The 24325-nt window shown below is 60.1% G+C and carries 28 protein-coding genes; 13 read left to right on the forward strand and 15 right to left on the reverse strand.

The genetic code is table 11. The features are described from left to right. Nucleotides 1-2 precede the first annotated feature (2 nt). The 9 genes from WMC41_RS29875 to WMC41_RS29915 form a co-directional block, all read right to left on the reverse strand. Nucleotides 3-884: a carbohydrate ABC transporter permease gene (locus WMC41_RS29875; protein ID WP_432350071.1), complete on the reverse strand. Its 882-nt coding sequence runs from the start codon at nt 882-884 to the stop codon at nt 3-5. After that, the gene (locus WMC41_RS29880; protein WP_432350073.1) at nt 877-1836 is read right to left on the reverse strand and encodes a carbohydrate ABC transporter permease; all 960 of its coding nucleotides are present in this window, start codon (nt 1834-1836) and stop codon (nt 877-879) included. The genes WMC41_RS29875 and WMC41_RS29880 overlap by 8 nt, the downstream gene beginning before the upstream one ends. Beyond that, on the reverse strand, nt 1833-3083 hold the full coding sequence (locus WMC41_RS29885) for an ABC transporter substrate-binding protein (RefSeq protein ID WP_432350075.1): 1251 nt from the start codon (nt 3081-3083) through the stop codon (nt 1833-1835). The genes WMC41_RS29880 and WMC41_RS29885 overlap by 4 nt, the downstream gene beginning before the upstream one ends. A 109-nt stretch (nt 3084-3192) precedes the next feature. Continuing rightward, nucleotides 3193-4398, reverse strand: a complete 1206-nt coding sequence (locus tag WMC41_RS29890) for an anhydro-N-acetylmuramic acid kinase (protein WP_432350077.1) — start codon at nt 4396-4398, stop codon at nt 3193-3195. A 59-nt stretch (nt 4399-4457) separates the two neighbouring features. Further along, nucleotides 4458-5561 (reverse strand): LacI family DNA-binding transcriptional regulator, encoded by a 1104-nt coding sequence (locus WMC41_RS29895; protein WP_432350079.1) that lies wholly within the window; start codon nt 5559-5561, stop codon nt 4458-4460. A 149-nt stretch (nt 5562-5710) separates the two neighbouring features. Continuing rightward, complete coding sequence (locus tag WMC41_RS29900; protein WP_432350081.1) at nt 5711-6568, reverse strand: sugar phosphate isomerase/epimerase family protein; 858 nt, start codon at nt 6566-6568, stop codon at nt 5711-5713. A gap of 3 nt (nt 6569-6571) precedes the next feature. Beyond that, on the reverse strand, nt 6572-7402 hold the full coding sequence (locus tag WMC41_RS29905; protein ID WP_432350083.1) for a carbohydrate ABC transporter permease: 831 nt from the start codon (nt 7400-7402) through the stop codon (nt 6572-6574). Between the two features lie 8 nt (nt 7403-7410). Beyond that, nucleotides 7411-8313, reverse strand: a complete 903-nt coding sequence (locus tag WMC41_RS29910; RefSeq protein ID WP_432350085.1) for a carbohydrate ABC transporter permease — start codon at nt 8311-8313, stop codon at nt 7411-7413. 91 nt (nt 8314-8404) lie between these two features. Beyond that, on the reverse strand, nt 8405-9694 hold the full coding sequence (locus WMC41_RS29915; RefSeq protein ID WP_432350087.1) for an ABC transporter substrate-binding protein: 1290 nt from the start codon (nt 9692-9694) through the stop codon (nt 8405-8407). A 137-nt stretch (nt 9695-9831) separates the two neighbouring features. On the opposite strand from WMC41_RS29915, the gene WMC41_RS29920 reads away from it, so the two are divergent. From WMC41_RS29920 to WMC41_RS29935, 4 genes are all read left to right on the forward strand, one after another. Beyond that, on the forward strand, nt 9832-10902 hold the full coding sequence (locus tag WMC41_RS29920) for an ABC transporter ATP-binding protein (protein WP_432350089.1): 1071 nt from the start codon (nt 9832-9834) through the stop codon (nt 10900-10902). 105 nt (nt 10903-11007) lie between these two features. Next, the gene (locus tag WMC41_RS29925; protein ID WP_432350091.1) at nt 11008-12153 is read left to right on the forward strand and encodes a Gfo/Idh/MocA family protein; all 1146 of its coding nucleotides are present in this window, start codon (nt 11008-11010) and stop codon (nt 12151-12153) included. Next, complete coding sequence (locus tag WMC41_RS29930; protein ID WP_432350093.1) at nt 12150-12995, forward strand: sugar phosphate isomerase/epimerase family protein; 846 nt, start codon at nt 12150-12152, stop codon at nt 12993-12995. Before WMC41_RS29925 ends, WMC41_RS29930 begins: the two co-directional genes overlap by 4 nt. Next, nucleotides 12992-13576 (forward strand): DJ-1/PfpI family protein, encoded by a 585-nt coding sequence (locus WMC41_RS29935; RefSeq protein WP_432350095.1) that lies wholly within the window; start codon nt 12992-12994, stop codon nt 13574-13576. The genes WMC41_RS29930 and WMC41_RS29935 overlap by 4 nt, the downstream gene beginning before the upstream one ends. A 65-nt stretch (nt 13577-13641) precedes the next feature. On the opposite strand, the gene WMC41_RS29940 is transcribed toward WMC41_RS29935, so the two are convergent. The 6 genes from WMC41_RS29940 to WMC41_RS29965 form a co-directional block, all read right to left on the reverse strand. Further along, the gene (locus WMC41_RS29940; RefSeq protein ID WP_432350097.1) at nt 13642-14697 is read right to left on the reverse strand and encodes a LacI family DNA-binding transcriptional regulator; all 1056 of its coding nucleotides are present in this window, start codon (nt 14695-14697) and stop codon (nt 13642-13644) included. 655 nt (nt 14698-15352) lie between these two features. Then, nucleotides 15353-15895: an AAA family ATPase gene (locus WMC41_RS29945; protein WP_432350099.1), complete on the reverse strand. Its 543-nt coding sequence runs from the start codon at nt 15893-15895 to the stop codon at nt 15353-15355. A 12-nt stretch (nt 15896-15907) separates the two neighbouring features. Continuing rightward, entirely contained in the window at nt 15908-16768 is an 861-nt protein-coding gene (aac(3), locus tag WMC41_RS29950; RefSeq protein ID WP_432350101.1) for an aminoglycoside 3-N-acetyltransferase, read from the reverse strand. Nucleotides 16769-16878: 110 nt separating this feature from the next. Next, entirely contained in the window at nt 16879-17706 is an 828-nt protein-coding gene (locus tag WMC41_RS29955; RefSeq protein WP_432350103.1) for a DJ-1/PfpI family protein, read from the reverse strand. A gap of 220 nt (nt 17707-17926) precedes the next feature. Further along, nucleotides 17927-18352, reverse strand: a complete 426-nt coding sequence (locus tag WMC41_RS29960) for a BA14K family protein (RefSeq protein ID WP_432350105.1) — start codon at nt 18350-18352, stop codon at nt 17927-17929. A gap of 39 nt (nt 18353-18391) precedes the next feature. Further along, a complete protein-coding gene (locus WMC41_RS29965; RefSeq protein ID WP_432350107.1) occupies nt 18392-18817 on the reverse strand; it encodes an EF-hand domain-containing protein in 426 nt (141 codons plus the stop codon). Nucleotides 18818-19048: 231 nt separating this feature from the next. On the opposite strand from WMC41_RS29965, the gene WMC41_RS29970 reads away from it, so the two are divergent. The 9 genes from WMC41_RS29970 (at nt 19049) to WMC41_RS30010 (ending at nt 24005) form a co-directional block, all read left to right on the forward strand. After that, nucleotides 19049-19480: an EF-hand domain-containing protein gene (locus WMC41_RS29970; protein WP_432350109.1), complete on the forward strand. Its 432-nt coding sequence runs from the start codon at nt 19049-19051 to the stop codon at nt 19478-19480. A 49-nt stretch (nt 19481-19529) separates the two neighbouring features. Beyond that, nucleotides 19530-19910 carry a hypothetical protein gene (locus WMC41_RS29975; protein WP_432350111.1) on the forward strand — a complete coding sequence of 127 codons (381 nt, stop codon included), beginning with the start codon at nt 19530-19532 and terminating at the stop codon, nt 19908-19910. A 6-nt stretch (nt 19911-19916) separates the two neighbouring features. Beyond that, on the forward strand, nt 19917-20537 hold the full coding sequence (locus WMC41_RS29980; RefSeq protein ID WP_432350113.1) for an RNA polymerase sigma factor: 621 nt from the start codon (nt 19917-19919) through the stop codon (nt 20535-20537). Beyond that, entirely contained in the window at nt 20534-20983 is a 450-nt protein-coding gene (locus WMC41_RS29985; protein WP_432350115.1) for a hypothetical protein, read from the forward strand. The genes WMC41_RS29980 and WMC41_RS29985 overlap by 4 nt, the downstream gene beginning before the upstream one ends. Beyond that, nucleotides 20980-21378, forward strand: a complete 399-nt coding sequence (locus tag WMC41_RS29990) for a periplasmic heavy metal sensor (RefSeq protein ID WP_432350117.1) — start codon at nt 20980-20982, stop codon at nt 21376-21378. Before WMC41_RS29985 ends, WMC41_RS29990 begins: the two co-directional genes overlap by 4 nt. A gap of 110 nt (nt 21379-21488) precedes the next feature. Then, a complete protein-coding gene (locus tag WMC41_RS29995; protein WP_432350119.1) occupies nt 21489-22475 on the forward strand; it encodes a GlxA family transcriptional regulator in 987 nt (328 codons plus the stop codon). A 237-nt stretch (nt 22476-22712) separates the two neighbouring features. Then, on the forward strand, nt 22713-22853 hold the full coding sequence (locus WMC41_RS30000) for a hypothetical protein (protein WP_432350121.1): 141 nt from the start codon (nt 22713-22715) through the stop codon (nt 22851-22853). 361 nt (nt 22854-23214) lie between these two features. Then, nucleotides 23215-23511 (forward strand): DUF1778 domain-containing protein, encoded by a 297-nt coding sequence (locus WMC41_RS30005; RefSeq protein ID WP_432350123.1) that lies wholly within the window; start codon nt 23215-23217, stop codon nt 23509-23511. Then, a complete protein-coding gene (locus tag WMC41_RS30010; protein WP_432350125.1) occupies nt 23508-24005 on the forward strand; it encodes a GNAT family N-acetyltransferase in 498 nt (165 codons plus the stop codon). The genes WMC41_RS30005 and WMC41_RS30010 overlap by 4 nt, the downstream gene beginning before the upstream one ends. Nucleotides 24006-24325 lie beyond the last annotated feature (320 nt).

The raw sequence follows: 24325 nt of genomic DNA on the forward strand, positions 1-24325 counted from the left end.
GTTCAACCTTTCACCGCGCCGGCCATCAGGCCACGCACGAAGTGCCGACCGGCCAGCACGTAGACGAGGAGTGTGGGCACGGCGGCAATCAGGGCCGCCGCCATGTGGACGTTGTATTCGCGCACGCCCGTGGAGCTGTTGACGAGGTTGTTGAGCGCGACCGTCAGCGGCTGCGTTCCGCTTGCCGAGAAGGTGGCGCCGAACAGGAACTCGTTCCAGATATTGGTGAACTGCCAGATCACCGTCACGACGAGGACGGGGATGGAGTTTGGCATGATGATCTTCGACCAGATCTGGAAGAAGCCCGCACCATCCACCGTCGCCGACTTCACGAGTTCCTGCGGGAAGGCCATGAAGCTGTTGCGGAAGAAGAGCGTCGTGAAGGCGAGGCCATAGACCGTGTTGACCAGGATGAGGCCCGGTGTGGACGAGGCGAGCTGCAGGACGCCCAATGTGCGCGCCATCGGAAGGAGCACGATCTGGAAGGGGATGAAGCAGCCGAAGAGGATGAGCGCAAAAACGATGCTGGCGCCCTTGAACTTCCACAGCGCCAGCGCATAGCCGGTAAGCGCACCGACGGCCGTCGAGATGGCGACGGCTGGGACCACCATCTTCACCGAGTTCCAGAAATAGGGCGCCATGCCGCTGCAGCTCATGCCGATGCAGGCTTCCGACCAGGCCTTGAGCCAGGGGGCGACGGTCGGCGCCGTCGGAAGCGAGAGCAGATTGCCCGCGCGCACCTCGTCCAGCGTCTTGAACGACGTGATGACCATGATGAAGAGCGGGATCAGGTAGATCGCCGCGAAGAGCCCAAGGATCAGAAAGAGGATCATGCGGGCGATTGGGAGGCGACCGCTTCGGCGGTGGAGAGCGAGGTCAGCCATCGCGCTTGTCTCCTCTCAGTTCGGAATAGAGATAGGGCACCATGATCGCGGCGACCGTCGCGAGCATCATCATGGCGCTGGCCGCACCGACGCCGATCTGGTTGCGCGAGAACGTGCTCGAATACATGAAGGTCGAGGGCAGCTCGGTCGAATAGCCCGGCCCGCCATTGGTGAGCGCGATCACGAGATCGAAGCTCTTGATGGCGAGATGGGTCAGGAGGACGATCACTGTGATGAAGGCGGGACGGACGATCGGAATGATGATCTTGAAATAGATGGTGGGAAGGCTTGCGCCGTCGAGGCGGGCGGCGTTGATGATCTCGTCACTGACACCGCGCAGCGCCGCCAGGAAGGTCGCCATGACGAAACCCGAGGCCTGCCAGACGGCCGCGATGACGAGGCAGTAGATCGCCATGTCCGGCCGCACGATCCAGTCGAACGTGAAGCCCGCCCAGCCGAGGTCGTGCATGAGCTTGGGGATGCCGAGACCTGGATCGAGTATCCATTTCCAGGCCGTGCCCGTGACGATGAAGGAGATTGCCATTGGATAGAGATAGATCGTGCGCAGCAGCCCCTCGATGCGGATGCGCTGATCGAGAAGGATCGCGAGAAGCAGGCCGATCGCTGTCGAGAGCAGGATGAAGAGCGGGCCGAAGATCGCGATGTTCTCGACCGCGACATGCCAGCGCGGCGTCGACCAGAGACGAATGTAGTTGTCCAGCCCCACGAAGGTGTAGTTGGGCATCATGCGCGAGGCGCTGACGGAGAAATAGGCCGTCCAGAGGATGTAGCCGTAGACGAAGAACAGCGAGATCGCGAAGGTCGGTGCGACGACGAGCTGGGGCAGCAGCCGGTCGAGGCGGAACCGCCGCTGTCCCGATCGTCCAATCCGGGCTGGATCCGGCGGCGACGCCGCCGAATCCTTTGCCACATGGTTGTCGATCGCCGTCATTGTGCGTTCGCAACGGCTTCGACGAGTGCCGCGGCAGCGTCCTTCGAACTCTGGTCCGAGTTGAAGAAGTTCGTCACGACATCGAGATAGGCGCCGACCACGGCCGGCGGTGCGGCGTGGTTGAACGTCATGCTCGGCATAAAGCCACCCTTTTCGAGCGCGACCTTGCGATCGTCTATCGACTTCTGACCGCAGGCATCGATGCCGGGCACGACGGCATCTGTCCGTGCCGGGATGTTGCCCTTGATCAGGCTGTAGGCAGCCTCGACCTTCGGATCCATGATGACGGAGGCAAAGGTGTCCTGAGCCTCCGTATCGGACTTGGAGCCGTCGAACATGACGAATTGGTTGGTGAGGAAGACGACGCCTTCCTGGGTGCCCGGATAGGCGATGCAGGTAATGTCCTTGCCCGGCGTCAACCCGGCACTGGCGAACTCGCCCTTCGCCCAATCGCCGATGATCTGCATGCCTGCCTTCTCTTGGGTGACCATCGTGGAAGCGAGGTTCCAGTCACGGTTGGTGAAGTCAGTGTCGGTGAGACCACGCAGCGCCCTTAGTTGGTCGAAGGCCTTGATCATGGTGTCGCTGCCGAGCGCTTCCGGTTCGAGCTCGACAAATGCTTTGCGATAGAAGTCCGGACCGCCAACGGCGAGCACCGCACTGTCGAAGACCACGCCCTGCTGCCAGGCCTGGCCGCCGATCGCCAGCGGCACGACGCCGGCCTCCTTGAACTTCTGGCCAAGCTCGATCAGCTGCTCGAAGGTTTCCGGAGGCGTGCCGCCGACCTTCTCCATGAGCTTGGTGTTGATCCAGACCCAGTTGGCCCGGTGCATGTCGAGGGGGGCCGCGACATAGCTGCCGTCATACTTCGAGAAGGCCTGAAGTTCCTTGGGGATCACGGCGTCCCAATTCTCCTTCTTCGCGATGTCGTCGAGCGAGCGAAGCGAACCGGCCTCGGCCCAATCCTTGATGGCGAGGCCCAGCAGTTGGACGGAGCCCGGCGGGTCGCCGGCCTGTACGCGGGCACGCAGCGCCGTCATGGCGGCATCCCCGCCACCGCCGGCCACGGGCGCATCGCGCCATTCGACGCCCCGGTCCTCGACCGCTTTTTTGACAACGGCAAGGGCCGCCGCCTCGCTGCTCGACGTGTACCAATGGGTTACCTCGACGGATGCGGCACTGGCCGCGGATACCATCATGGTCGAGCCCGCAAAGAGGGCTGCGACGGAAAAAGTTCTGAAATTCATGTTCTCCACCCTTTATCCTGCGCTGAGCGCTTGTTTTGCCGGACGGATTGTCCGGCCCTCCGATCGCGACGCAATAAACGTTTAGCTTTCGCCGCCAATTCCAATATCCTCAAAGGACTTTCGCCAGCCGCGGCGGCTGGACGGTCTTGCCGAGGATCGTGAAGCTCGATGCACCGCCTGCGGCGGGAATGTTGTTTGCGAGGCTGTTGACGTTCGCATAGGCGAGCGTCGCGAACTTGATCGCTTCCTTGAACTGCGGCGGGATGCCGTAGTCGTCGGACGTAACGAGTTCCAGGCGGTTGAGGTGACCCGCCAGCCGCTTCATCAGGAAGCCGTTGCGCACGCCGCCGCCGCTTGCGATCACCGTCGTCACCTCGTCTACGCCCACGACATGTTCCCGGATCGAGCGGGTGATCGAAATGGCGGTGAACTCGGTAAAGGTCGCGAGAATGTCCTGCGCCGACAGCGACCTGTTCTGCGCCAGGATCTCGTCTGCATATTCCGCGCCGAAGTCGCGACGCCAGGCGCTTCGCGGAACGGGGCGCTTAAAGAAATCGTGCGAGAGCAGCTGGTCGAGCAGGGGCTGGTTGATCGTGCCCTTTGCGGCTTCCTCGCCATCGGCATCGTAGGATGTGCCGAGGAGAACCTTGGTGGCATGATCGAGCATGACATTGCCAGGCCCCGTATCGAAAGCCATCATCTTTGAGCGATCAGCCTGGGCAAACTGGCAGTTGGCGATGCCGCCGATATTGAGCGTCAGGACAGGGCCGATATCGCGGAAGGCGACGAAGTCGAGATACTGCATGAGCGGCGCGCCGGCGCCGCCGAGCGCGTGGTCCGACGGGCGGAACTGGGTGACGGTCGTCACGTTGCAGGTGGCGGCGACGATCGCCGGCTCGCCGATCTGCAGGCCGCAGGGGAAAGGGCCGTCCTGCCAGCGGCCGAGGACGTCCTCGCCGTCGGAGAAATTCTTCAGTTCGGAAAACTGGGCGGGCTCCTGGTAGATGGTCTGCCCGTCATAGCCGATGACCGCGATGTCTTCCGGCTTCCATCCCTGCTCGCGCATCAGCGAGCGGGCGCATTCGGCATAGACGGCGCCCGTCGTGTAATTGAGGCGGCACAGCTCGAAGATGCTGAGCTTGTTGTCGAAGGCGCGAAGCACTCCCTTGGCGACGGCTTCCGGCCAATCGTAGCTTCGGCCCGCGATGAACTGCGGGCGCGACGGATTGCCATCCTCTGCGAGATCAATCTCGACAGCGACGACGTCAACCCCGTCGAAGGAGGATCCGCTGTTCAACCCAATTGCTATCACCATAAACGTTTAGCTCCCTTTCAAAAAAAATGAGACGCCGGCTGGCGCCCAACATCGGCCGGCTATCGGCCGGCGAACCCCTTGATCCTCCCGCAGCCGCACGACTGCCTCACCTTGAGGGTCGGCTTCAGGATTAGCTCTTCCCCGACGACATTTGCGGATTTTATCTGCTGCAACAACCGCGCCCCGGCAGCGCGACCGATCGTGACGATGTCCTGGTCGACCACCGTTACCGGAGGATCAATCATTTCTGCCCATTCAAAATCATCGAAGGCAACAACGGCAAGGTCTTCCGGCACAGACAGGCTGCGTCTGCGAAGCGCCTCGAATATCCCATGCAGGAGCACGGTATTCGACGCGTAAAAAACCTCCGGCCATTCATGCCGTGGCTTTTCGATGAGATAGGCGCTTACGGCTTCGCACGACGTTGCGCTCGAATTCATGCCTTCGATGATATCGACGCTGCATCCGGTGGAAGCGGCGGCGGCCTCGAAGCCCGCCTGCCGAGGCTTGCGCGAACTCCAGGTGTTGGTGTGGCCGACGAATGCCCAGCGCTTGTAGCCATGACCCGCCAGATGCATCCCCATGTCGTGGCTGCCCTGGAAGCTATCGGTCGTGATCGATGAGTATTGCGCGTAACCGTTCGGGACCGAGCAATCGACGAAGACCATGGGGATCCCCCAACTCGCCAACGCCCGCATATTGCCCTCGCTGAGATTGTAGGTCACCACGACGGCCGCAACACGTTGCGCCATGATCGAGGCGACAAAACGATCCTCACGGGCTTGGGAGTGCACACCGTTGAGGATGGCGTCCATGGTGACGCAATCGTAACCGCCCCCTTCGATCGCAGCCTCCAGGCTATTGACGAGGACGGAATAGTAGTGATTGGCGATGTTGGCCGTAAGCACAGCAACTGCGGTGCTTTGGGGGCTTTTAAGACTGCGAGCGTGCTGATTAGGGACATAGCCGAGCTCGGCCGCAATTTCGATGACGCGCTTGCGCGTCTCGGCGCCAACACCGGGGCCACCGCTCAATGCGCGGGAAGCCGTATAGGTCGAAACCTTCGCGGCTGCGCTAACATCGTGAAGTGTTGGCCGTGATTGCACCTGTTCATTCCTCGCAAAACGTTTAGGTAAAAAAGCCGAAAAGGCGGAAGAAGTCAAGTTGCCTTCGCTGAAATCGCCTCCGTCGCCGTGGGGTGCAAGGTGATGAGCCCATGCGCCCTGCAGCGTGGTCCGGCCATGCCGTCTTCGGACAATCGGGATTTCCTTTCTGAGCCTCTCCGCCTTCCGATGGGCGAGTGAACGCGAATTCATGTGCAATGCGCGATAAAGCGCTCAAGGCAGGTACGCAGCACCAGTTCTCCAGGTCGTGACCACCATTCCGATGAGAATATCTCGACTTCGTGTGAACCTTCGTAGCCCATGCCGGATAACAGCGATCTCATGCGGCAGAAGTCGATTACGCCGTCTCCCATCATGCCCCTGTCAAACAGGAGGTGGCGTGTCGGCACCAGCCAGTCGGAAACATGATAGGCGAGGAGTCTGCGCTTGCCCGCGCGAACGATCTGCTCCTCGAGCTTAGGATCCCACCATGTATGATAGGTGTCGAAGGCAATACCCGTGCCTTCGCCAAGCAGGTCACAGATGTCGAGGGCTTGCTCCAAGGTGTTCAGGCATGCTCGATCGGCGGCGTACATTGGATGGAGCGGCTCCAAGGCCAGCGGAATGCCGGACAACAGCGCGTATTGATGCACGGCGAACAAGCCTTCGCACACCATTTCACGGGCGAACGCCAGATCGCGTGTTCCCGCCGGTAGGCCGCCTGCCAGGATGATGAGGCATTCAGCACCAAGAGCCGCCGCCTCGTCGACTGCGCGTTTGGTGTCCGAAATCGCCTGAGCCCGTCCCTCGGGCAACGCCGCGGGGAAAATGCCGCCCCGGGCCAGGCCGGTGACCCGGACGCCGTTGTCTTCCGCTATACGCACCGCTTCCGGCAAGCCGACGGCGCGCATCTGATCTGTCAGGAATCCCAGCGAGCGGATGCCGAGGGCGGCACACGCTTCGACAGCCTCCTTCAGGCCGAATTGTTCCCGCACGGTCGCCAAGTTGATGGCGAGTTCCGACGGTACCTCGCGGTCGTTCCCCCAGTTGGCGGCGACGGCTTGCACGGGTCAGCCTTTGACTGTCCCGGCGGTGAGCCCGGCGACGAACCAACGTTGCGCGACCATGAACAGAAGCACCACGGGGATCGAGGCGACTATCGCGAAGGCCATGAAATAGGACCAGGAGATGCCGATCGAGTCGAAAGCCTGGTTCACGAGCGCCACCTGCAACGTGCGGGCGGCCACGTCGGGTGCGAAGACGGCTACGGTGACATAGTCGTTCCAGGTCGTGATCACGCCCATGACGGCGACGGCGGCGATGCCGGGCTTGATGAGCGGGAGCACGAGCTTCCAGACAACCTCCAAGCGGGATGCGCCGTCGATGAACCCGGCCTCTTCGACCTCGATGGGAAGCGCCGACACGAAGTTCTCGATGAACCAGATGGTCTGCGGGACCAGCCGCGCCGCAAGGATGACGACGAGGACGATGTGGTTATTCAAAAGCCCCAGTCCATCGAGAAGGATATAGGTGGGAACCAGAAGAGCCACGCCCGGGACCATCGACGTCGCCAATATGGTGAGCATCAATGCCCTCTTACCGGCGAATTCGAAGCGTGCTGCCGCGTAGCCGGCGGGCACGCCGACGACCAGCGCAAGCGCGACCGCGCCCAGGGAATAGATCACGGAGTTCCAGAGGTCAGAGGCGAAAGTCTCGGACCTGAGGACGCTCGCGAAATTTTCAAACGTTGCGGGTGACGGCCAGAATGTCGGTGGGAAGGATATTGCCAGCGTCTCCTGCTTGAGCGAGGTTATGACGGCCCAGAGGATCGGGGCGGACATGACCAGCACGACAATGCCCGCGCTGAGCCACGTGAGTGGGCTTCGATGTGATCTGTTCATGGTCCTTCTCAGCCTGTCGCGCGTCCGGTGGATCGGACGTAGATGTATCCGAGTATGAGGTTGGCAATGAGGACGACCACCGAATAGACGGCAGCCGGGGCGATGTTCACCGTCTGCACGGTACCGTTGAAGACCTGGTAGCTCCATGTGGCGGTCGCGCCGAGCGGACCTCCACCCGTGAGGACCAGGATCAAGGTGACGATCGTGAGGTAGAGGATCGCCAGGTTGAGCGCGGTACTTCCAAGAGTAGGGAGGAGATGCGGAAGCGTGACGAACCGGAATTTGACGACGCTGTTGCCGCCGTCCATGTCCACAGCCTCGTAGAGTTCCTTTGGAACGGACTGAAGCGCCGCGGTCGTCATCACCATGACGTAAGGAAATGACCACCAGGCCGTCGTGATCACCAGGAGCCAGATGGCAAGGTCCGGATCGCCGAGCAACAGGCTTTGCGGCAGGCCGAGTTGGGACATCGCGTAGCTGATCGGGCCGTAGGAGGGGTTCAGCAGCCAAAGCCACAGACTCGCGACCACGCCCATCGAAAGCGTCCATGGGAGCAGAGTGACGACCCGGAAGAACGAGGCGTAACGTCCGAGGGAGTTGAAGACGACCGCAGCGAACACGCCAATCGGGACCGCGAGCGACAACGAACCTGCAACGAAGATGAGGGAGGCGATCGAGCTGTCGATGAATTCTCGGGATGAAAACACGTAGGCGTAGTTTTCAAATCCGACGAAACCGGCGAGTTCATAATATCTCGTCTTCTGCAAGCTCATCCAGAGCACGTAGGCCAATGGATAGAGCGTCACGACGAGGAGCAGCACGAGGGCGGGGGCGAACCAAAACAGCGGCTGGTCCTGCAACGGCTTTCGGGGCTTCGGCTCCGACGTCAGATGTTCGGTTGTGTCGCTCAAGGGCGGGCTTCCGACGAGAGAATTCATTGGCAATCTTCCTGTGCGGGCCGGGGCGGTCATGTTGGCCGCCCCGGCGGTTGGCCGGATTGCGTTACTGGGCCTGGTCCATTGCCCGCTGGTAACGAGACTTCACTTCCTCATAGGCTTCCTTGGGGGTGGCGTCGCGCAACACCATCCGCTGCAGGGCCTCGCCGAGGGCGAGATTGTACGCGGTCAGGCTGAGCGGATACGAAGGAAGGAAGCCTCGCTCCTTGATCAGTTCGGACCATGCCGCCTGGCGCTTTCCCGCGTCGGTTTCGAAGTAGGGGCCGCCCTTGTAGACGGACGCGCGCGCGACAACCTCGCCTCCTTCGAGCGCTATGGCCTGCGCCTCCGGGCTACCCAGAAATGCGATGAGCTTCTTTGCCTCATCCTTGTGCGCGGAGTTTTTGTTGAGCGCGACGACATAGCCGTAGACGGCCTGCTTGCCGTTCGGCTCGTAAGCCGGACCAGGAGCCCACGCGAGATCGTCGCCCGCGCCGGCCGTCACGATCGCACCGAACCTGTAGAGACCGAAGGTCGCCGACGCGACAGTTCCCGCGCGCAGGCCATCGTGGATTTCGTTGTATCCGAACTGCAGCGCCGCGGTCGGGACGTTGCAGTTCGTGTAGAAGTCCTTGATGGTCTGGGCGGCGCGTACGAAATTCTCCTCAGAAACGAGGAACTGCGTGCCGGTAGCGTCGAAGTAGTCCGACGCGCCCTCCGTCGCCATCGAGCTGAACATCAGTTCGCCGAAGGCCTGCGCGCCACCAAGTCCGCCGCCCGCGCCGACGCCCACGGCGTAGCCGATCTTGCCATCTTTCGACAGCGCTTGACTGATCTTGCACGCTTCATCCCAGGTCTTGGGAGGCTGTAGTCCGGCGACTTCGAGGAGGCTCTTGCGGTAGATGAAGATCGGAATGCGGTAGTCGAGCGGCAGGCCATAGAGATGCCCATCGATCTTCGCCTTCGAGAGCGGGACCAGCCAATCGTTCTCGTCGATTTTCTCGCTCGCCACGAGATCGTCGAGAGGTTCCAGCGACCCGGTGGCCGCGTATTCCGGGACGCCGAAGCCGATCACCTTCACGACGTCCGGGCTCGCCGATTTGCTCTTGAGCGCCCGGAGATACGAGGCCTGCGTCGGATCGACGAGCACCTTCACCTTCACGCCCGGATTGGCCTTCTCGAACGCTTCAAGGATTTTCTGTTGGGCGGCGACGCGGGGATCCTTGTTGTTGGCGGGGTCGAGATTACTCGCGTAAACGATCTCGGTGTCGGCGAGCGCGGCTCCCGCCATCCCTGCGAAAGCGGCTAGCGCAGCGGCTGCCAGCAACGATCTACGATGGATGTCAAACGATATCATGGTTCTCCTCCAGGTTCGGAAATGGAGCGCTTCACCTCCAATGAAAGCGCTTTAATATTTTCCTTGCATGGCGCAATTCTGTTGTCAAGATAGGGCCAGTCCACGAATTGATCGTGGTGGCAAGGATGGAGGAGCCAATGGCCAACGTGATGGTCAACAATGTGAAGAAGTCGTTCGGGGCTGTGACGGTAATGAAGGACGTCTCGGTCGAAATCGAGGACGGTGAGTTCGTGATCCTGGTCGGACCGTCCGGTTGCGGAAAGTCGACGCTCCTGAGGATGATCGCGGGGCTCGAGGAGGTTTCCGGCGGTAGAATCAGGATTTCCGACCGCGACGTCACAAGGCTTCCTCCCAAGGAGAGGGACATTGCGATGGTGTTCCAATCCTATGCGCTCTACCCGCACATGACTGTGCAGGAGAACATGGGGTTCTCGTTGAGGATCAAAGGCTCCGCCAAGGCGGAAATCGACGCGAAGGTACGGAAGGCTTCTGAAATCCTGGGCCTTGACGAACTTCTGCATCGATACCCGAGAGAACTGAGCGGAGGGCAGCGTCAGCGGGTGGCCATGGGCCGGGCGATCGTACGCGATCCCCAGGTGTTCCTGTTCGACGAGCCGCTCTCTAACCTCGACGCCAAGCTGCGTGTTCAGATGAGGACCGAGATCAAGGCGCTTCACCAGCGCCTGAAAGTCACGACTGTCTATGTCACGCATGACCAGATCGAGGCGATGACCATGGCCGACAAGATCGTGGTGATGCGGTCAGGAAACGTCGAGCAAATTGGAGCGCCGCTTGAATTGTACCAGCGTCCGGCGAATGCTTTTGTCGGTGGATTCATAGGCTCTCCGGCGATGAACCAAATAGAAGGAAAGGTTTCCGGCGGAGAATTCATCGCGCCGGATGGGGTTAGGCTGCCCATTCCCAAGGAGCTGCTTTCCGTCGCCAAGGTGTACGAGGAAAAGAGGGTCATCTACGGCGTCCGGCCGGAGCATCTCATGTTGGGCGAGCAGGGGGTGATGGCCACCGTCGACGTAGTCGAGCCATCGGGCGCGCAGACAGACGTCTTCCTCCATCTCGGTCAAAGCAGAGTGGTCGCTACTCTCCATGGATCGCCCGACGTCAAGCCTGGCGACCAGATTGCCGTCAGCCCCAAGGAGCGGTCCGTGCACCTGTTCGACGCGTCGACCGGGTTGCGGATCTCCGCATGATTCCGGCGCTCGACCGTCGCGCTTGACATGGGGCAAGTTTGTGTGCAGTCCTATTAAAGCGCTTTCATTAAGAAGCCTTTCGCCAAATTTACCGGAAGAAGTGACATGACAGATCAGAACTGGAACCTCGGCGTTCCCTACGGCTACTCGCCCACTTGGGCCGAGAAGGACAAATATGATGTGAAGCGGCCGATCGAGGACGCTCGTGAGGTGAAGCTCGCCCTGGTCGGCCTCGGCGGTATTGCGGTCGCGAAGCACCTGCCGGCAATCCGCCGCCTGCGCGACACGGGCGTCAATGTCAGGGTCGTCGCCGGAGCCGATCCTGACGCCGATGTCCGGAGCAAGGTGGAGCGAGTGAACGGGTTCCGGTGCTTTGCCGACGCCCATGAGATGTTCGAGAACAGCGAGATAGATGGGGTTCTCGCGCTCACCGATCCGGGTGAGAGCCGTTACTCCGTGATGAGCGAGACCATCGACCGGGGCATCCATCTATTCGCCGAGAAGCCTCTGCTCTTCTTTGGGGTCGACGACATGGCGCGCAGCCTCAGCCAGGCCAAAGACCTTGTCGCCCGCGCCCGCCGCAGCAAGTTGGTCATGATGACCGGCCTGGTGAAGCAGTTCTCTCCTCCCTATCAGGTGGCCAAGAAACTGGTGGACCAGGGCGCGATCGGCGACATCTCGCTCATCGCCGTCAAAATGTGCCAAGGCTGGTCGCGCCACATCCTCCTCGAGGGCCAGGCGTGCCACGTCCTTCACGTCGTCAGGCGGCTCGGCGGTGAGATCAAGGGCCTTCACGCGCTCGGGATCAACCGCTTCTCCGAGCCCAACTATCCCCACGACAACATCACCGTGAACGTCGAATTCGAGTCGGGCGCGATCGGCACTTTCTATTTCAATTCGTCGTCTCCTTCGCTCAAGCCGTGGGAACGCATCGAGGTCTTCGGCGAACGGAAATGGATTCAGGTCGAGGACGCCGCGACGATCACGCTGCACGGCTCTGAAGAGGGGCCCTCGCAGGTCTGGTCGCCCGTGCTGCCGCATACGCTGATCTTCGACGAGGAGTTCGGGGGGTTCGTTGGCGAGCTGAAGAATTTCATCCGATCGATCCGTGGCGAGGAGGAGCCGGCGGTGACTGGCGAAGACGGTGTCGCGGTGCTCGAGATCGCGGACATGATCCACACATCGATCCGTGAGCGCCGCTTCGTGAATCGTTCCGAATGGAGCGACGTCGCGGAAAGGCTCGCATCATGAGTGCATTCAAGATCAGCGCCTGCAGCGCCAACTACGGCAAGGAGGACCTCTACAAGGTCGTCGATAGGCTGGCAGAGCTCGAATTCGACGGCGTCGAAATCACGGTGATGTACCATGCTCGGCCTGACGAGACCGATGCGGCCAAACGCCGGGAAATCCTCAAGCGTGTGCGAGACGCCGGCCTGAAGGTCAGCGGGCTCCATTTCATTTTTCCGGGCGGGCTGTCGATGGTGTCGCAGGAAAGGAGCGAACGCCAGAGGGTGGTCGATCATGTGGGGTCGGTACTCGACCTCGCGCACGATCTCGAAGCACCCATCGCCATGGTCGGGGGAGGCGGGATGCGCACCCCGACGCCTGGAATGGACCGCACGGTCGCCGTCGAAAACGTCTGCGATACATTCAGGGGCATCGGCGAACGAGCGGGGCCGACGGGTGTTATCGCGTGTTTCGAGGCGCTCAACCGCTTCGAGACTGTGGTCGGCCGAGGCTTTGCGGAAACCTGCGGCTACCTCGACCAGATCGACCTTCCTGCTCTCAAGCTCGGCGGCGACACGTTCCATATGAATATCGAGGAACCGTCGATGCCCGCCTCGATCGAACTGGCGGGCGAGCGCCTTGCGCACTTGCATCTCCCCGACAGCCACCGTCTTGCTCCCGGCGACGGTCATATCGACTTCCCTCCGATTCTGCGGGCGCTCAAGAAGGTAGAATACCCGGGCTACCTTTCCTTTGAGCTTTTCTGGATCGCTCCGGATATCCCGTATCTCCCGACATACGAACTTTGCGATGCGGAGACCGCCAAGGCCATCAGGCACATCAGAAAGCTGGAGGAGACTTTATGAAAGGTCATCAGGACAAGGTGCTCATTATTGTCGGCGACGCGACAGAGACCGTCGACACGCTCTACCCCTACATCCGACTCCAGGAGGAAGGCATCCTTCCGGTCGTCGCGGGACCGGAAAAGCGGCGATACAACATGGTGCTGCATGAGATTCCGGAGAAAGGCTGGGACATCACGCGCGAGTTCGAGGGCTACACGATCCAGGCGGATATCGCTTTCAAGGAGGTCCGGCCTGAGGAGTATCTCGGGATATTCTTCAGCGGCGGTCGCGCGCCGGAGTACATTCGGGAAGACCCCCACCTCATCGAGATGACGCGGCATTTCTTCGACAACGGCAAGCCAATCGCGAGCGTCTGCCACGGCGTCGAAATCCCCGCGCGAGCGGACCGCGTCCGCGGCCGCCGCATGGCCTGTGTGCCGAAATGCCGTTTCGACCTCGAAGTTTGCGGCGGCATTTATTCGGAAGAGCGCCATTGCATTGATGGCAACCTCTTCAGCGGGCGGACATGGCACGATCACGGACAATACATCGGCCCGTGGATTGCCATGCTGAACGAACGACGCATCCGTACTGCAGCCTGAGCTGCAACAAACAGGAACCAAGAGGGCCGAGTGCGACGCATCCGGCTCTTTTCGTTTGTCTCGCGTCAGACGTTGACAGCTGCTGTCGAGCCCCTAACGACCAGGGTGACTTCGAATTCCACCGACGCCAACGGTTCGTTTTTCTCCAGATGGTCGACGATTCTCTGCGCAGCGCTCTCGCCGATCGCCCGTGCGGGGACCTTCACCGTCGTCAAAGGTGGCACCGTGTGCGCGGCGATCTCGAGGTCATCAAATCCGACGATCGAGAGGTCGTCAGGCACACGGAGGCCATGTCGTTGACATGCGCTAACCGCACCGACCGCGTGGTAGTCGTTCGTGCACAAGAGCGCGGTCGGCATCGTCCCGGTGCGGACCAGTTCCGATATTGCATCGTACCCGGCCTGGATACTCCAAGGCGTCTCGATCACCCGCCTGGCCTCCGCTGGAATGCCCCGGTCACGAAGCGCCTCCGTGAATCCGTAGAGGCGGGCGGCCACACGGTCGTTGTTGTCGGCGCGCTGTCCAAGGATCACGAATTCGCGATGACCCAAGTCGAGAAGATGTTCTGCCGCTTTACGGGCCGCCCGAACGTTGTCGATGCCGACGAATTGCCGCGCGCCGGATGAACGGAACGAATAGATGATGAGCTTGGGGACGCGCTGAACCTCAAGTAGGTGCCAAAGGGCATCCGAGAAATTTTCGCCGAGCAGGATGAGGCCATCGACTCCGCGCTCAAGCATCGAGCGGGTACCGAGCAGCGCTTTCTCTGGGTCGTAGTCGGAGCAGTTCAGGAGCAGCGTGTACCGCTCGCTTAAAAGCTTGTCCTGGATCGCCTGCATCATCTGGGCGAAAACAGGGTTCTCGAGATTGGGGATAACCGCACCGATCGTCCGCGACCGATGACTCGCGAGTGTGCGGGCTCCACCGTTAGCGACCCAACCCAACTTGTCGATTGCCTCGCGAACAGCTCTCGCGGTCTCTGGCGCGACCAGATGCGGTGCGCTGAATACGCGGGATACGGTTCCCGCCGACACGCCGGCGAGTGCGGCGACGTCGCTCAACCGCGCGGGGGCTTTGCTCGGCGCTCTGGTCCTGCGCTTCTTGCGTCCGTCAAGCTCCACTCACTCTCTCCTTGAACTCATTTAACAGGACTTGATGCCCTGAAGACAAGGCTAACATCGCTTTCATCTAGCCAGTGTTCTTTAATGTTGCAACCAGGACCAAGGGCACGTACGCGACGATCGCGATGCTAGCTGATATTGTTTCCAAGCCACCTATTTTGTTTGGAGATTTTACTCCAGTGCACGGTACTCTGAGCGCCGCACAACAACGTTGGAAGACCGAATTAAACCGCTTTCATCGCAGAAATACAACATTGGGATTCGCGAAACGAAGGAGGGCTGTCCCCCGCGGTTTGATCCCCGCCAATATCCGCGCAAGCATAGCACCACCTGCTAACTGGATTTCGTTCAGTTCCATCGGAAGTTCCATAATCGCGGCTTATGCCTCACCGCGGGTCCGCATGCATTGAGTATTTGAAACTGCCGTTGTTGGAGGAAGCCGACGAGCGGGTCTATGGTTCGATTCCATTCAACTGCAAAGGATTGTGGAATAGCGTGTCGTCGGTTCTTATCCCTTCAAGGCGGAGGCTTCGGCAGCTGGCGCCTCTATGCCGTGGTGGTGCTTTTCCTCAGGCGGTACGGCCTGGGAAAATAATCGCAAAGCAGACTGAGACCACCGCCCTCGCGCTACCCTTTGCGCAGGCGTCGAAGGCCATCAGGTGCCCTCCTCGAGTCTGCTGAGCACCATCGCTGCGAGTTCATCGCTGGTGTGTGCACCACTATCGAGAACACGGGTTGTGGATGGAAGCCGTTCCCTTGCGACCAAGCATCGGGTGACATTCGCTAATCGCCACTCTCGAATCTCCGCATTTCGATTCGGGTCAGGATGCATGGTCTGGTTCGAGATCCGGTGACGCAATAAGTCCTCGTTAAGCGTCAGGAAGATGTGCAGCAGCTGATCGTCAATCCGCCTTACCCCGTCGAGTATCTCAGTCAGATAGTCTGGGTGCACGAGCGTCATTGGGATGATGATGTCTTGCGAGTAATTCCTTCGAATCTCCCTGACCGCCGCGATCGTAAGTCCCCTCCACAAGGGGAGATCCTGATAGTCTCCGCTCGCTGGCATAGGGACTGTTTCTTTTACCACGAACCCGATTTCCTCCGGGTCAAAGATCAGCGATTCCGGACGCCGGTCGCGCAGCTGCTCAGCGAGAGTCGTCTTTCCGGCACCGAATGGTCCGTTGATCCAGATTATCATTGTCGACTGCCTCTAACCTGAAGGCTCGCAAGAGCGCCCGGCGGCTTCGTGTGCTGGCACGGTCGGAGTGGTTCCGAAATGCTTCTCAAGATAGGTTACGCCGAACGTCACGATGTCCTGCGCGTCGAACAGGTAGCACCGAGCAAAGCCCACGACACCTTCTTGATGGCGACCGAGCTTCACGTAGGCATTTGCTATAGTTTCGACCGCATCCGGCTTTCCTTCGATAGCAAAGCAATCGAGAATACCGTTTGAATCGTACTCTGATACCGTTTTCCAGGCGACTTCACCATTTTTTCCGGGCATCGGCATCTCATACGTCACCCGCCGTTTGTTGGGGACAGCCGCAACCGCCTCGGCGTAGTGCAATGCGGTAACGGAGTTTAGCGGCGCACCCAACAGCAGGGCCTTCCCGCCAAGGCGGACGAACCGCTCGATGGGTGACCCTTCCCCCAAGGCGTGACCGAGTTCGTGAGGCTCCGTCAGCGTTTCAGCTAGCGGACCAACCGCTACCATCGATGCATCGGGGTGCGCGCTGCGCCGCGCGCCGGGGGTTTGAACCAGAAACTGATTCAGCAGGCCGAATCCAGGGTAAGTCCCGGCCGTTGCGGGGTCGAACGGCGGCCAGGTACGGCGGGCTTCGTCATCCAACCGAGCGCCATTCAGAGTCTCCTCGTAGGGTGATCGGTCCCACGATGCGTATCCCAACACAGTGCCAGTCGACCCAACCGCGGAGCGTAACGCGGCAACGACCGTCTCCGCTCCTCCTTCGACCGGACCAATCGATTTAAGTGAGGCATGCACCATCAACAGGTCACCGGTTTGCACTCCGAGTTTTCGAAGCGCCTCCGTTATTGCCTTCCGCGTATGCATCGCGATATCTCCTCTAAACTGCAAACTATACCTGCCGTGATATCACTCTACCTCTCGCTGCTTAACCGAGGTGGGGGCCGCCGCCGTTGGGTGGCTTTTTGGCCAAGCGCTTATCCGCGTCGTCTCGCCGCCCGCTCCGCCTCCGCGCGAATCGCAAGCAGCGATGGACCAAGAAGCCCACGCGCATGAGCGACGGTTTCGGCGGATGCCGTGTTTAGTGAGCCGCTGTCAAAAGGAGGCCTGGGATCGTATTCCATGATCAATTGCTGCAGGCGCGCGCGCTGCTCGCCACGTAGCTCCGCTGCGAGTTCAAGCCCAAAGTCGAGTCCGGCGGTAATCCCGCCGCCCGTAATTCGGTTTCGATCCTTTACGACGCGATCGCTAACGGGCGTCGCCCCGAACACTGGAAGCATGTCGAGCGTGCCCCAGTACGACGCCGCCTTGTAGCCTTTGAGGAGACCGGCAGCTCCGAGAAGGACGGAGCCGGTGCAAACGCTGGTGATGTATCGCGCACGTGATCCCCGATGAGACACGAAATCGAGAAGCCGATCATTCTGGAGCGCGGTCAATGTACCCTTCGGCCCGCCGGGAACAAAGAAGACATCCAGTTCGTCAGGACACTGTTCAAAAGTCATTGTCGGGACGATTGCCAGATCGCTGTCCGACATCACCGGGCCTTGGCTCTCGGCAATCAGATGAACGACTGTATTCGGAAGTTTCGACATCACTAGCTGGGGCGCAACAAGGTCCAAGGCGGTCATATTCGGGAAGAGCAGGAGCCCACAGGTCAAGGGCTTTTCGGAGTCGCGGGCAACCAGCTGCGATTGATCCTTCGCCTTGGTTTGCGCGGCCGAATCGCTGGATAGTAGTGCGCTAGTTGTACCAAACGTTAGCGCAGAAAAGACTTCGCGGCGAGTGAAGTTCAGGTCTCGATTCATAGATGCCTCCGGTTTCGCCGGCAGCTTAGTGACCCCGGAGCCTTGACGAACGACAAACCGCCATCAGTTTCGGCCAAGAGATCGTAGAGCTGCTTCGAATTCAGCGCGACCGGTTGAGGTTCGCTGCTAACCTGCCGCCAGCGACTTTCTCCCATGGAGAAGAACCGACCGACGGTGCCCCTGCCGATCGGTTCGTCACACGCGTTCGACATTTCCTACGTCAGCTGTAGGGCGACCAGCACTGTTCGCGCGGACCGTCGTACGGCTGATAGGTGTTATCGTACGCACGATATGACCGATATTGATCGAAGCACCACTCGATATGGGCGGCGGTCAGACGGCGCGCCAGTGGCACGGGATGGGCCAGTGTTCGGCCAACGATCACGCCGGTAGCGAAGGCCGCGGGCGGAAACCAGTATCCTCGATAGAAGCGGTAGCCAGGACGCGCGACGACAACGCCGCGATATCCATTGTAGTAGTGGACGCCGCGGACCACGTAGAAGCCGTGCCGGTGGGCGACTTCTCGCACGAGGCCCCCACTCTCGATCGTTACCGACGATCGAACGAGCGGATTCGCCGATGCAGGAGCGGCATGGGAAAAAAGGATGAGCGCTGCGGCGCCCATGGAGGCAATTGTCTTTCTCATCGCGTTGTGTGTCCTGTTCTTTGAAAGCCGAGCTGACGATTAGCGTTGCCGAAGCGACCTGAGTTCGGAGAGCGAAAGTGAACGGTCGCCGTTTGCATCGGCGTGCTGAAGCCGATCAGGAATGAACTGAGCGAATTCCGCTCTCGTAATTCCGCCGGCGCCATCCGCGTCCATCCGGCGAGCCTGCGTTTCCAGACCTTCCGCCGTTGCCATCTGGAGCCTACCGCCCTCTCTCACACGCTTTAGGGCGGCCTGCGCCTCACCTTTTTCGAGAACGCCATTCCGATTTGCGTCCAGCCGGTCGAACAAGGACGCACGCGCCGCCTGTATTTCGGTAAACTGAAGCGCTCGATCACCGTTTTGGTCCGTTTCGCGGAATGCCTGCCGGACTCTTTGTTCGTCCGCCGCGCAAGCGCTGCCAGTCGCGAGGACAACCATCACGCAGGCCAGCAATTTCAACTTCATTATTTTCTCCCCTTCCTCGGGTGGGATGCGTCAACGCGAGCTTCTACGCATGGGAACGGCAGCTCCTACGCGCCGCCGGACATTCTTCTTTGCGAGGGGCGTCCGTCGACGGCCACCGCCTTGACGTCAGGAATCCGTGATTGAGCGCGTAGGAGATAAGCCAGCGGTTCGTATTGGTTCACGTAGCTGCCCATCGGCAGACGAAACCAAAGAACCGAAGGAAGACATTCGATGAAAAAGGCTTCATACGCGCTGGTCTCAGCGCTGGTCGCCGCTTTGTCCCTGCCGGGGATCTCGGCTCACGCGCAAACGGTATCGCCTTTTTTTCAGCGGCTCGATGCGAATAATGACGGCGCTGTCTCGCACGGCGAGACAGTCGCCGCGCGGGCAAGAGTCTTTGCTCGCCTCGACGCAAATAGCGACGGTGTTATCGACGAAGACGAAACTGAAATGCGCGGCGATGCGATCATGGATCGCGCGACGGCCATGCAGGCGCGTCTCGCAAATCAGATGCGGCGGCTCGACACGAGCGGCGACGGAAAGGTGTCGAGGGACGAGCTTGGTGCTCGCACGCTCTTCTTCGACCTTGCCGACCGAGATGGCAACGGGAAGCTGTCGGCCGCCGAGTTTCTCGTCATCCGCGGCATCATGTTCGACCGCTGAGTTGACCGCAGCTCTGAGCAAAAATTGAATTAGCACTGAGGAGTTCAAGATGTTCATTTCCTGGAAGAGAACCGTCGCCGCGCTTGGTGTTGCCATGTTGCTTGGCGCGGCCCCGGCCATGTCGGCCGAATGGACGCGCGAAACGCGGAATGGCGGCCAGATCACCCGTAGCGTGATGAGAGATGGCAACATCTATTCCGGCCAGACGACACGTGTCGGGCCGAACGGTGCGACCTACACGTCAAATGCGACCTGCCGCAACGGGTTCGTCGACCGGTGCCGGCGCAGCTATTCTGCGACCGGCCCGAACGGACGGACCTACTCCGGAAACGCCGTGAGGGCGCGAGGCCCCCATGGCGTGCGGTCCATCGGTGTTCACGCCGGGGCGCGCGGAAATGTCGGCATCGGCTTTCGCCGCCACTGGAGGTAAGCTCGCGTGAGCCAAGCGCGTGCCCCCGAAATCGCAAGACTGCCGGAGCGCCTCGACGACGAGGTTTTGCTCGTCCGCGTGGCTGCGGGCGAGCAGTTTGCCCTTCGGCAGCTGATAGACAGGCACGGACGCGGTCTACGCCTCTTCGCCGGGCGCTATCTTGGTGGTTCCGATGAAGCCGAGGATATCGTGCAGGACGTCTTCATTGCGGTCTGGAAGAACGCGAAGCGCTTCGATCGTTCGAAAGGACGCGCGACAACGTGGATCTATCGGATCGCTGCAAATCGATGCGTCGACGTGAGGCGCTGGCGCAAATTGCGCATGTTCATCGGCTTCGAAGAGGCGCACGAAGGATTTCCTTCGGAAGACCCCGATGTCGACTCGTGGATGGGCGCTCGGCAGGAGTTGACCATCGTTCGCGCCGGCCTCGAAAAACTGCCGGAACGACAGCGAATGGCGCTGCTCCTTCGAGCAGTCGCCGACCTCGACGTTCCCGCGATTGCCGAAGTGATGGATGCAAGCGCCGGATCAGTAGAGCAACTGCTTGTCCGAGCGAGGCGAACGTTACGCGCCCAGCTTTCGGAAGTCGGGACGACTGAACCACAGAATGAAAGGAAAACAAGATGAACAGGGGCGAATTTGAAGGCTTGGAAGTTCGATTTGGAGCCGATGTCGCATCATGGCCGGCACCGTTTCGCCGCGAGGCCTTGCTGATTCTAGCGACTGATCGACGCGATACGATCAGCGAGGAAGAGAAACTCGACCGCCTCGTGCTTGAAGCAACGATCGAGCCGACTGACGAGCGTGCGCTTGCGCGCAATGTGCTGGCCAAAATTGCGCTGCCGAAGCGCCGACCCTTCAGCCTGCCGATCGGTCTCGGATCGTGGTCGATGCCGGCGAAAGCGGCGAGCATGGCACTTGTTCTTACAGTGTCGGCGGTCGGTGGCTACGTGGCCGCCGGGGTGGAAACGCAGATATCGGACAACGCTCTCTTGGCGTTTGCTGTCGGTGTTCCGCCTTCTGAGCTTGCGGAGACCATTACTGTCACACGAAGCAACGGAGGCCGCCTGTGAAACGATTTTCATGGCTGCGAACACTTCTGTTCGCCCTCTTCGCAGCGTCGCTGGTCGGAAACTTCTTCTCGCTCGGGTACGCCTTGAAAAGCCAGCGTGACGCGCCGGCGATGTCTATCCTCGCCGAGAGTGCGTTCTCAGCTTACCCTGACGAGGTCCGCTCTGAATTCCGACGATTGCTCCGCGAGAACAGACCGCGGACTGTCGCGGCGCTCGGCAAGCTGAGAGAGGCGCGTCGCGAATTAGCCTCGGTCGCCGGTTCGTCCCCGCTCAACGAGGCGGATGTGACGAAGGCGATGACCGACGTGCGCAACGCGACAGATGCGCTCCAGCGCCTGATGCAGGATCTGTTTTTGGAGGCACTTCGCTCGAGGGAACGCACAAGGTCGTCCTGATTGATTTGGAGTTGGACGCGCATCCGAGGGCGATATTATCGTCTGGAAGGAGGCAGGGTTCCCTATCGCACCGAGGAATACTTCAGTAGTTTTCTGCATGATGGATATAGGTGGGCGCGCTCCAGATGGTGCGAAAAATATTGCTGATCGCATACAACGGCGTTACCGCGCTTGACCTAGTTGGGCCGATGCAGGTCTTCTCAACTGCATCAGGTTATTCGAAGGCAACGACTGGCGTAGCGCTTTACGATCTCGCGGTGGCGTCCGTGGATGGCGGAGCCGTAGCAACGTCGACCGGCCTCCAGATCCTCGCTCAGCCCCTCCGCGAAATCGGCCTCGAGCAGATCGACACAATCATCGTCCCTGGTGGCAGGCCGAATGACAACAGCGTCTTCGACACTAGGCTCGTCCCATGGCTGGTTGAGAATGGTCCACGCTCCCGCCGCGTATGCTCCGTGTGCGTCGGGGCGTTCCTCCTTGCAGAAGCGGGCTTGCTTGCTGGTCGCTCTGCCACGACGCACTGGGATTTCATAGAAACACTAAAGCGCAAGTGTGACGGCGCGACCATTCTTGATGGCCCAATCTTCGTACACGACGGCAACATCTGGAGTTCGGCCGGTGTGAGCGCAGGCATCGATCTTGCGCTGCATCTTGTCGAAGATGACCACGGCCGGAAGCTTGCAATGGATGTCGCGAAGATGTTGGTGGTATACTTCCGCCGCCCGGGAAATCAGCATCAATTCAGCAGCAGCCTGTCGCTCCAGGCTTCGACGGACACCGATTTTTCCGATCTCCTTACTTGGGCAGCTGGCCATCTAAACGAGAATCTTTCCATTGAGATACTGGCGAGCCGCTCCGGAATGAGTCCGCGGTCATTTACCCGCAAGTTCAAGGCGGCCGTCGGGTTAACCCCGGCTGCCGCAATCGAGAAGATGCGCTTCGAGCGGGCCAAACAACTCCTGTCCGAGGGCGATCTACCCCTGAAGCGAGTAGCCACTGTCTGCGGCTTTCAAGATGAGCAAACGCTGCGGCGAGCGTTTTACCGGATTGCGGACGTGTCGCCCAGCGAGTACCGCCAGCGGTTCAGCAGCTCGTAGGTCTGGCCGACATTATTCGAACGAGCGACCCGGCTAGCGGCGATCATCCTCATAAGGCGAGGCTGTCTGGGACGCATCAGAGACCATTCCGCCGGGTCTAATAGTCGCGCTACCCGGCTACGTTCGGTGCTAGCCGGCGGGCGCCGATTGCCTGCGAAACGCGAGTCTAATGCCGCGGCGTGGGCGATCACAGATTGCCGGAAGCAATGGCGCTTGTAGCTGATATGGTGCAGGTTCATGGTCACGACCGGCATGATCTCAGGTATGAGCCTGGCCACCACCTGTGCACAAATTGCCCGCGCCACCTTGAGACTGATCGAGCAAACCGGGTCGTCGATGACCGGAATGGCCATGCAGGCAGGTGTTCGGGAGCATTAGGAGCTTCAGCGCGGCTTTCTTAAGCTCTATGGTAGGGGACCGTCCAGCATACGAAAACAAAGGCGCTAACGATCCGTTCGATCCGACTCAGGACCAAAGGAGTTCTCAGTAAACGTGTCACGCTCCTGGAGTGGATCGGGCAGCTCGGGGCGAGCGTCTGCTCCGGTACCCCAAGTTACTGACGATCTCCATGCCTCGCTTTCTCGAAACGTTTGCAAAGCCGGGTCGCTGGTTCGATTCCCTTCAAGAGCTTAATGACCGCCAGTGACGCGTTGCGTGACGTTTGTAACGACACAATCATTACGGCTATTGTAATGATGGTGTCGTTACGTTATATGAAGTACGCACATTGGAGTTTCTCATGTCGACGTCACACACAAGTAAGAACATGGACGCAAGTGTTCCACTAAATATGCGGATTAAGCCGGCGACGCGCAATTTGATTGACCGTGCAGCTGAGTTGCTTGGCAAGACTCGCACAGATTTCATGTTGGAAGCGTCTGAACGTCGGGCTGAGGAAGTGCTGCTCGATCGTACGATTTTTACGGTGAGCCCTGAAGTCTATGCCGAATACCTTGCTCGCCTTGATGCGCCTGCACAGATTAATGTGCGTTTGAAGCGCACCATGTCTACCAAGGCGCCGTGGGACAACGCGTGACCATAACTGCGCCTTCTCCTTTGGCCGATCATCATGAGTTCGCCGAGTTCGATTCCGACGTTTCTGAATTGGATAATTGGCTTCGTCGACGTGCCCGCGCCAATCAGGCAAGTGGCGCGTCACGTACCTTTGTTGTTTGTGAAGGAAGCTGTGTCATTGCCTATTACGCGCTCGCCTCAGGCGCAGTAAAGCCGCCAGAAGCACCCGGCCGTCTTCGGCGCAATATGCCGGATCCGATCCCAGTCGCCGTGCTAGGCCGGCTTGCTATTGACCGGTCATATCAAGGCCGAGGTATCGGTCGGGCGCTCGTCCGCGACGCTGGACTGCGCCTGCTCAGTGCCGCTGAAATACTCGGCATCCGTGGCGTGCTCGTGCATGCAATTTCAGATGAAGCACGAGCCTTCTATGAGGCTGTCGGCTTCCTGCCTTCTCCGTCAGACCCAATGATGCTGATGATAGGACTAGGGGACCTCAATAGTGCGCTTGATGACTAGTATGCAACTAATTACCCCGCAGACGGTAATCTGGTGTTCTGCATTGACGTGTGTCAATTGAAGGCCTTCGCCAAAGCCTCGCCGGTGAAGACAGAGCGCCGCGGTGCAGTCTGATTGAGGATGTCGGTGGAATACGCACCTCGCAGAACTCCGAAATTCTTCGTTGAAAATGACGTGATGGAAGCTCGTGTTTGGGCATGCTCATCCGTTTCTCTCTGGCATTAGTGCTGGGGCGAGGGGAAATTGGGGATGTGACTTTAGTAACGCATGTATGGTGGACGGGACTCGCTGGCCCTTACCCGGTCCTTCGGAGAACGGCA

It is taken from the genome of Shinella yambaruensis (assembly GCF_050859155.1).
Classification (GTDB): domain Bacteria; phylum Pseudomonadota; class Alphaproteobacteria; order Rhizobiales; family Rhizobiaceae; genus Shinella; species Shinella yambaruensis.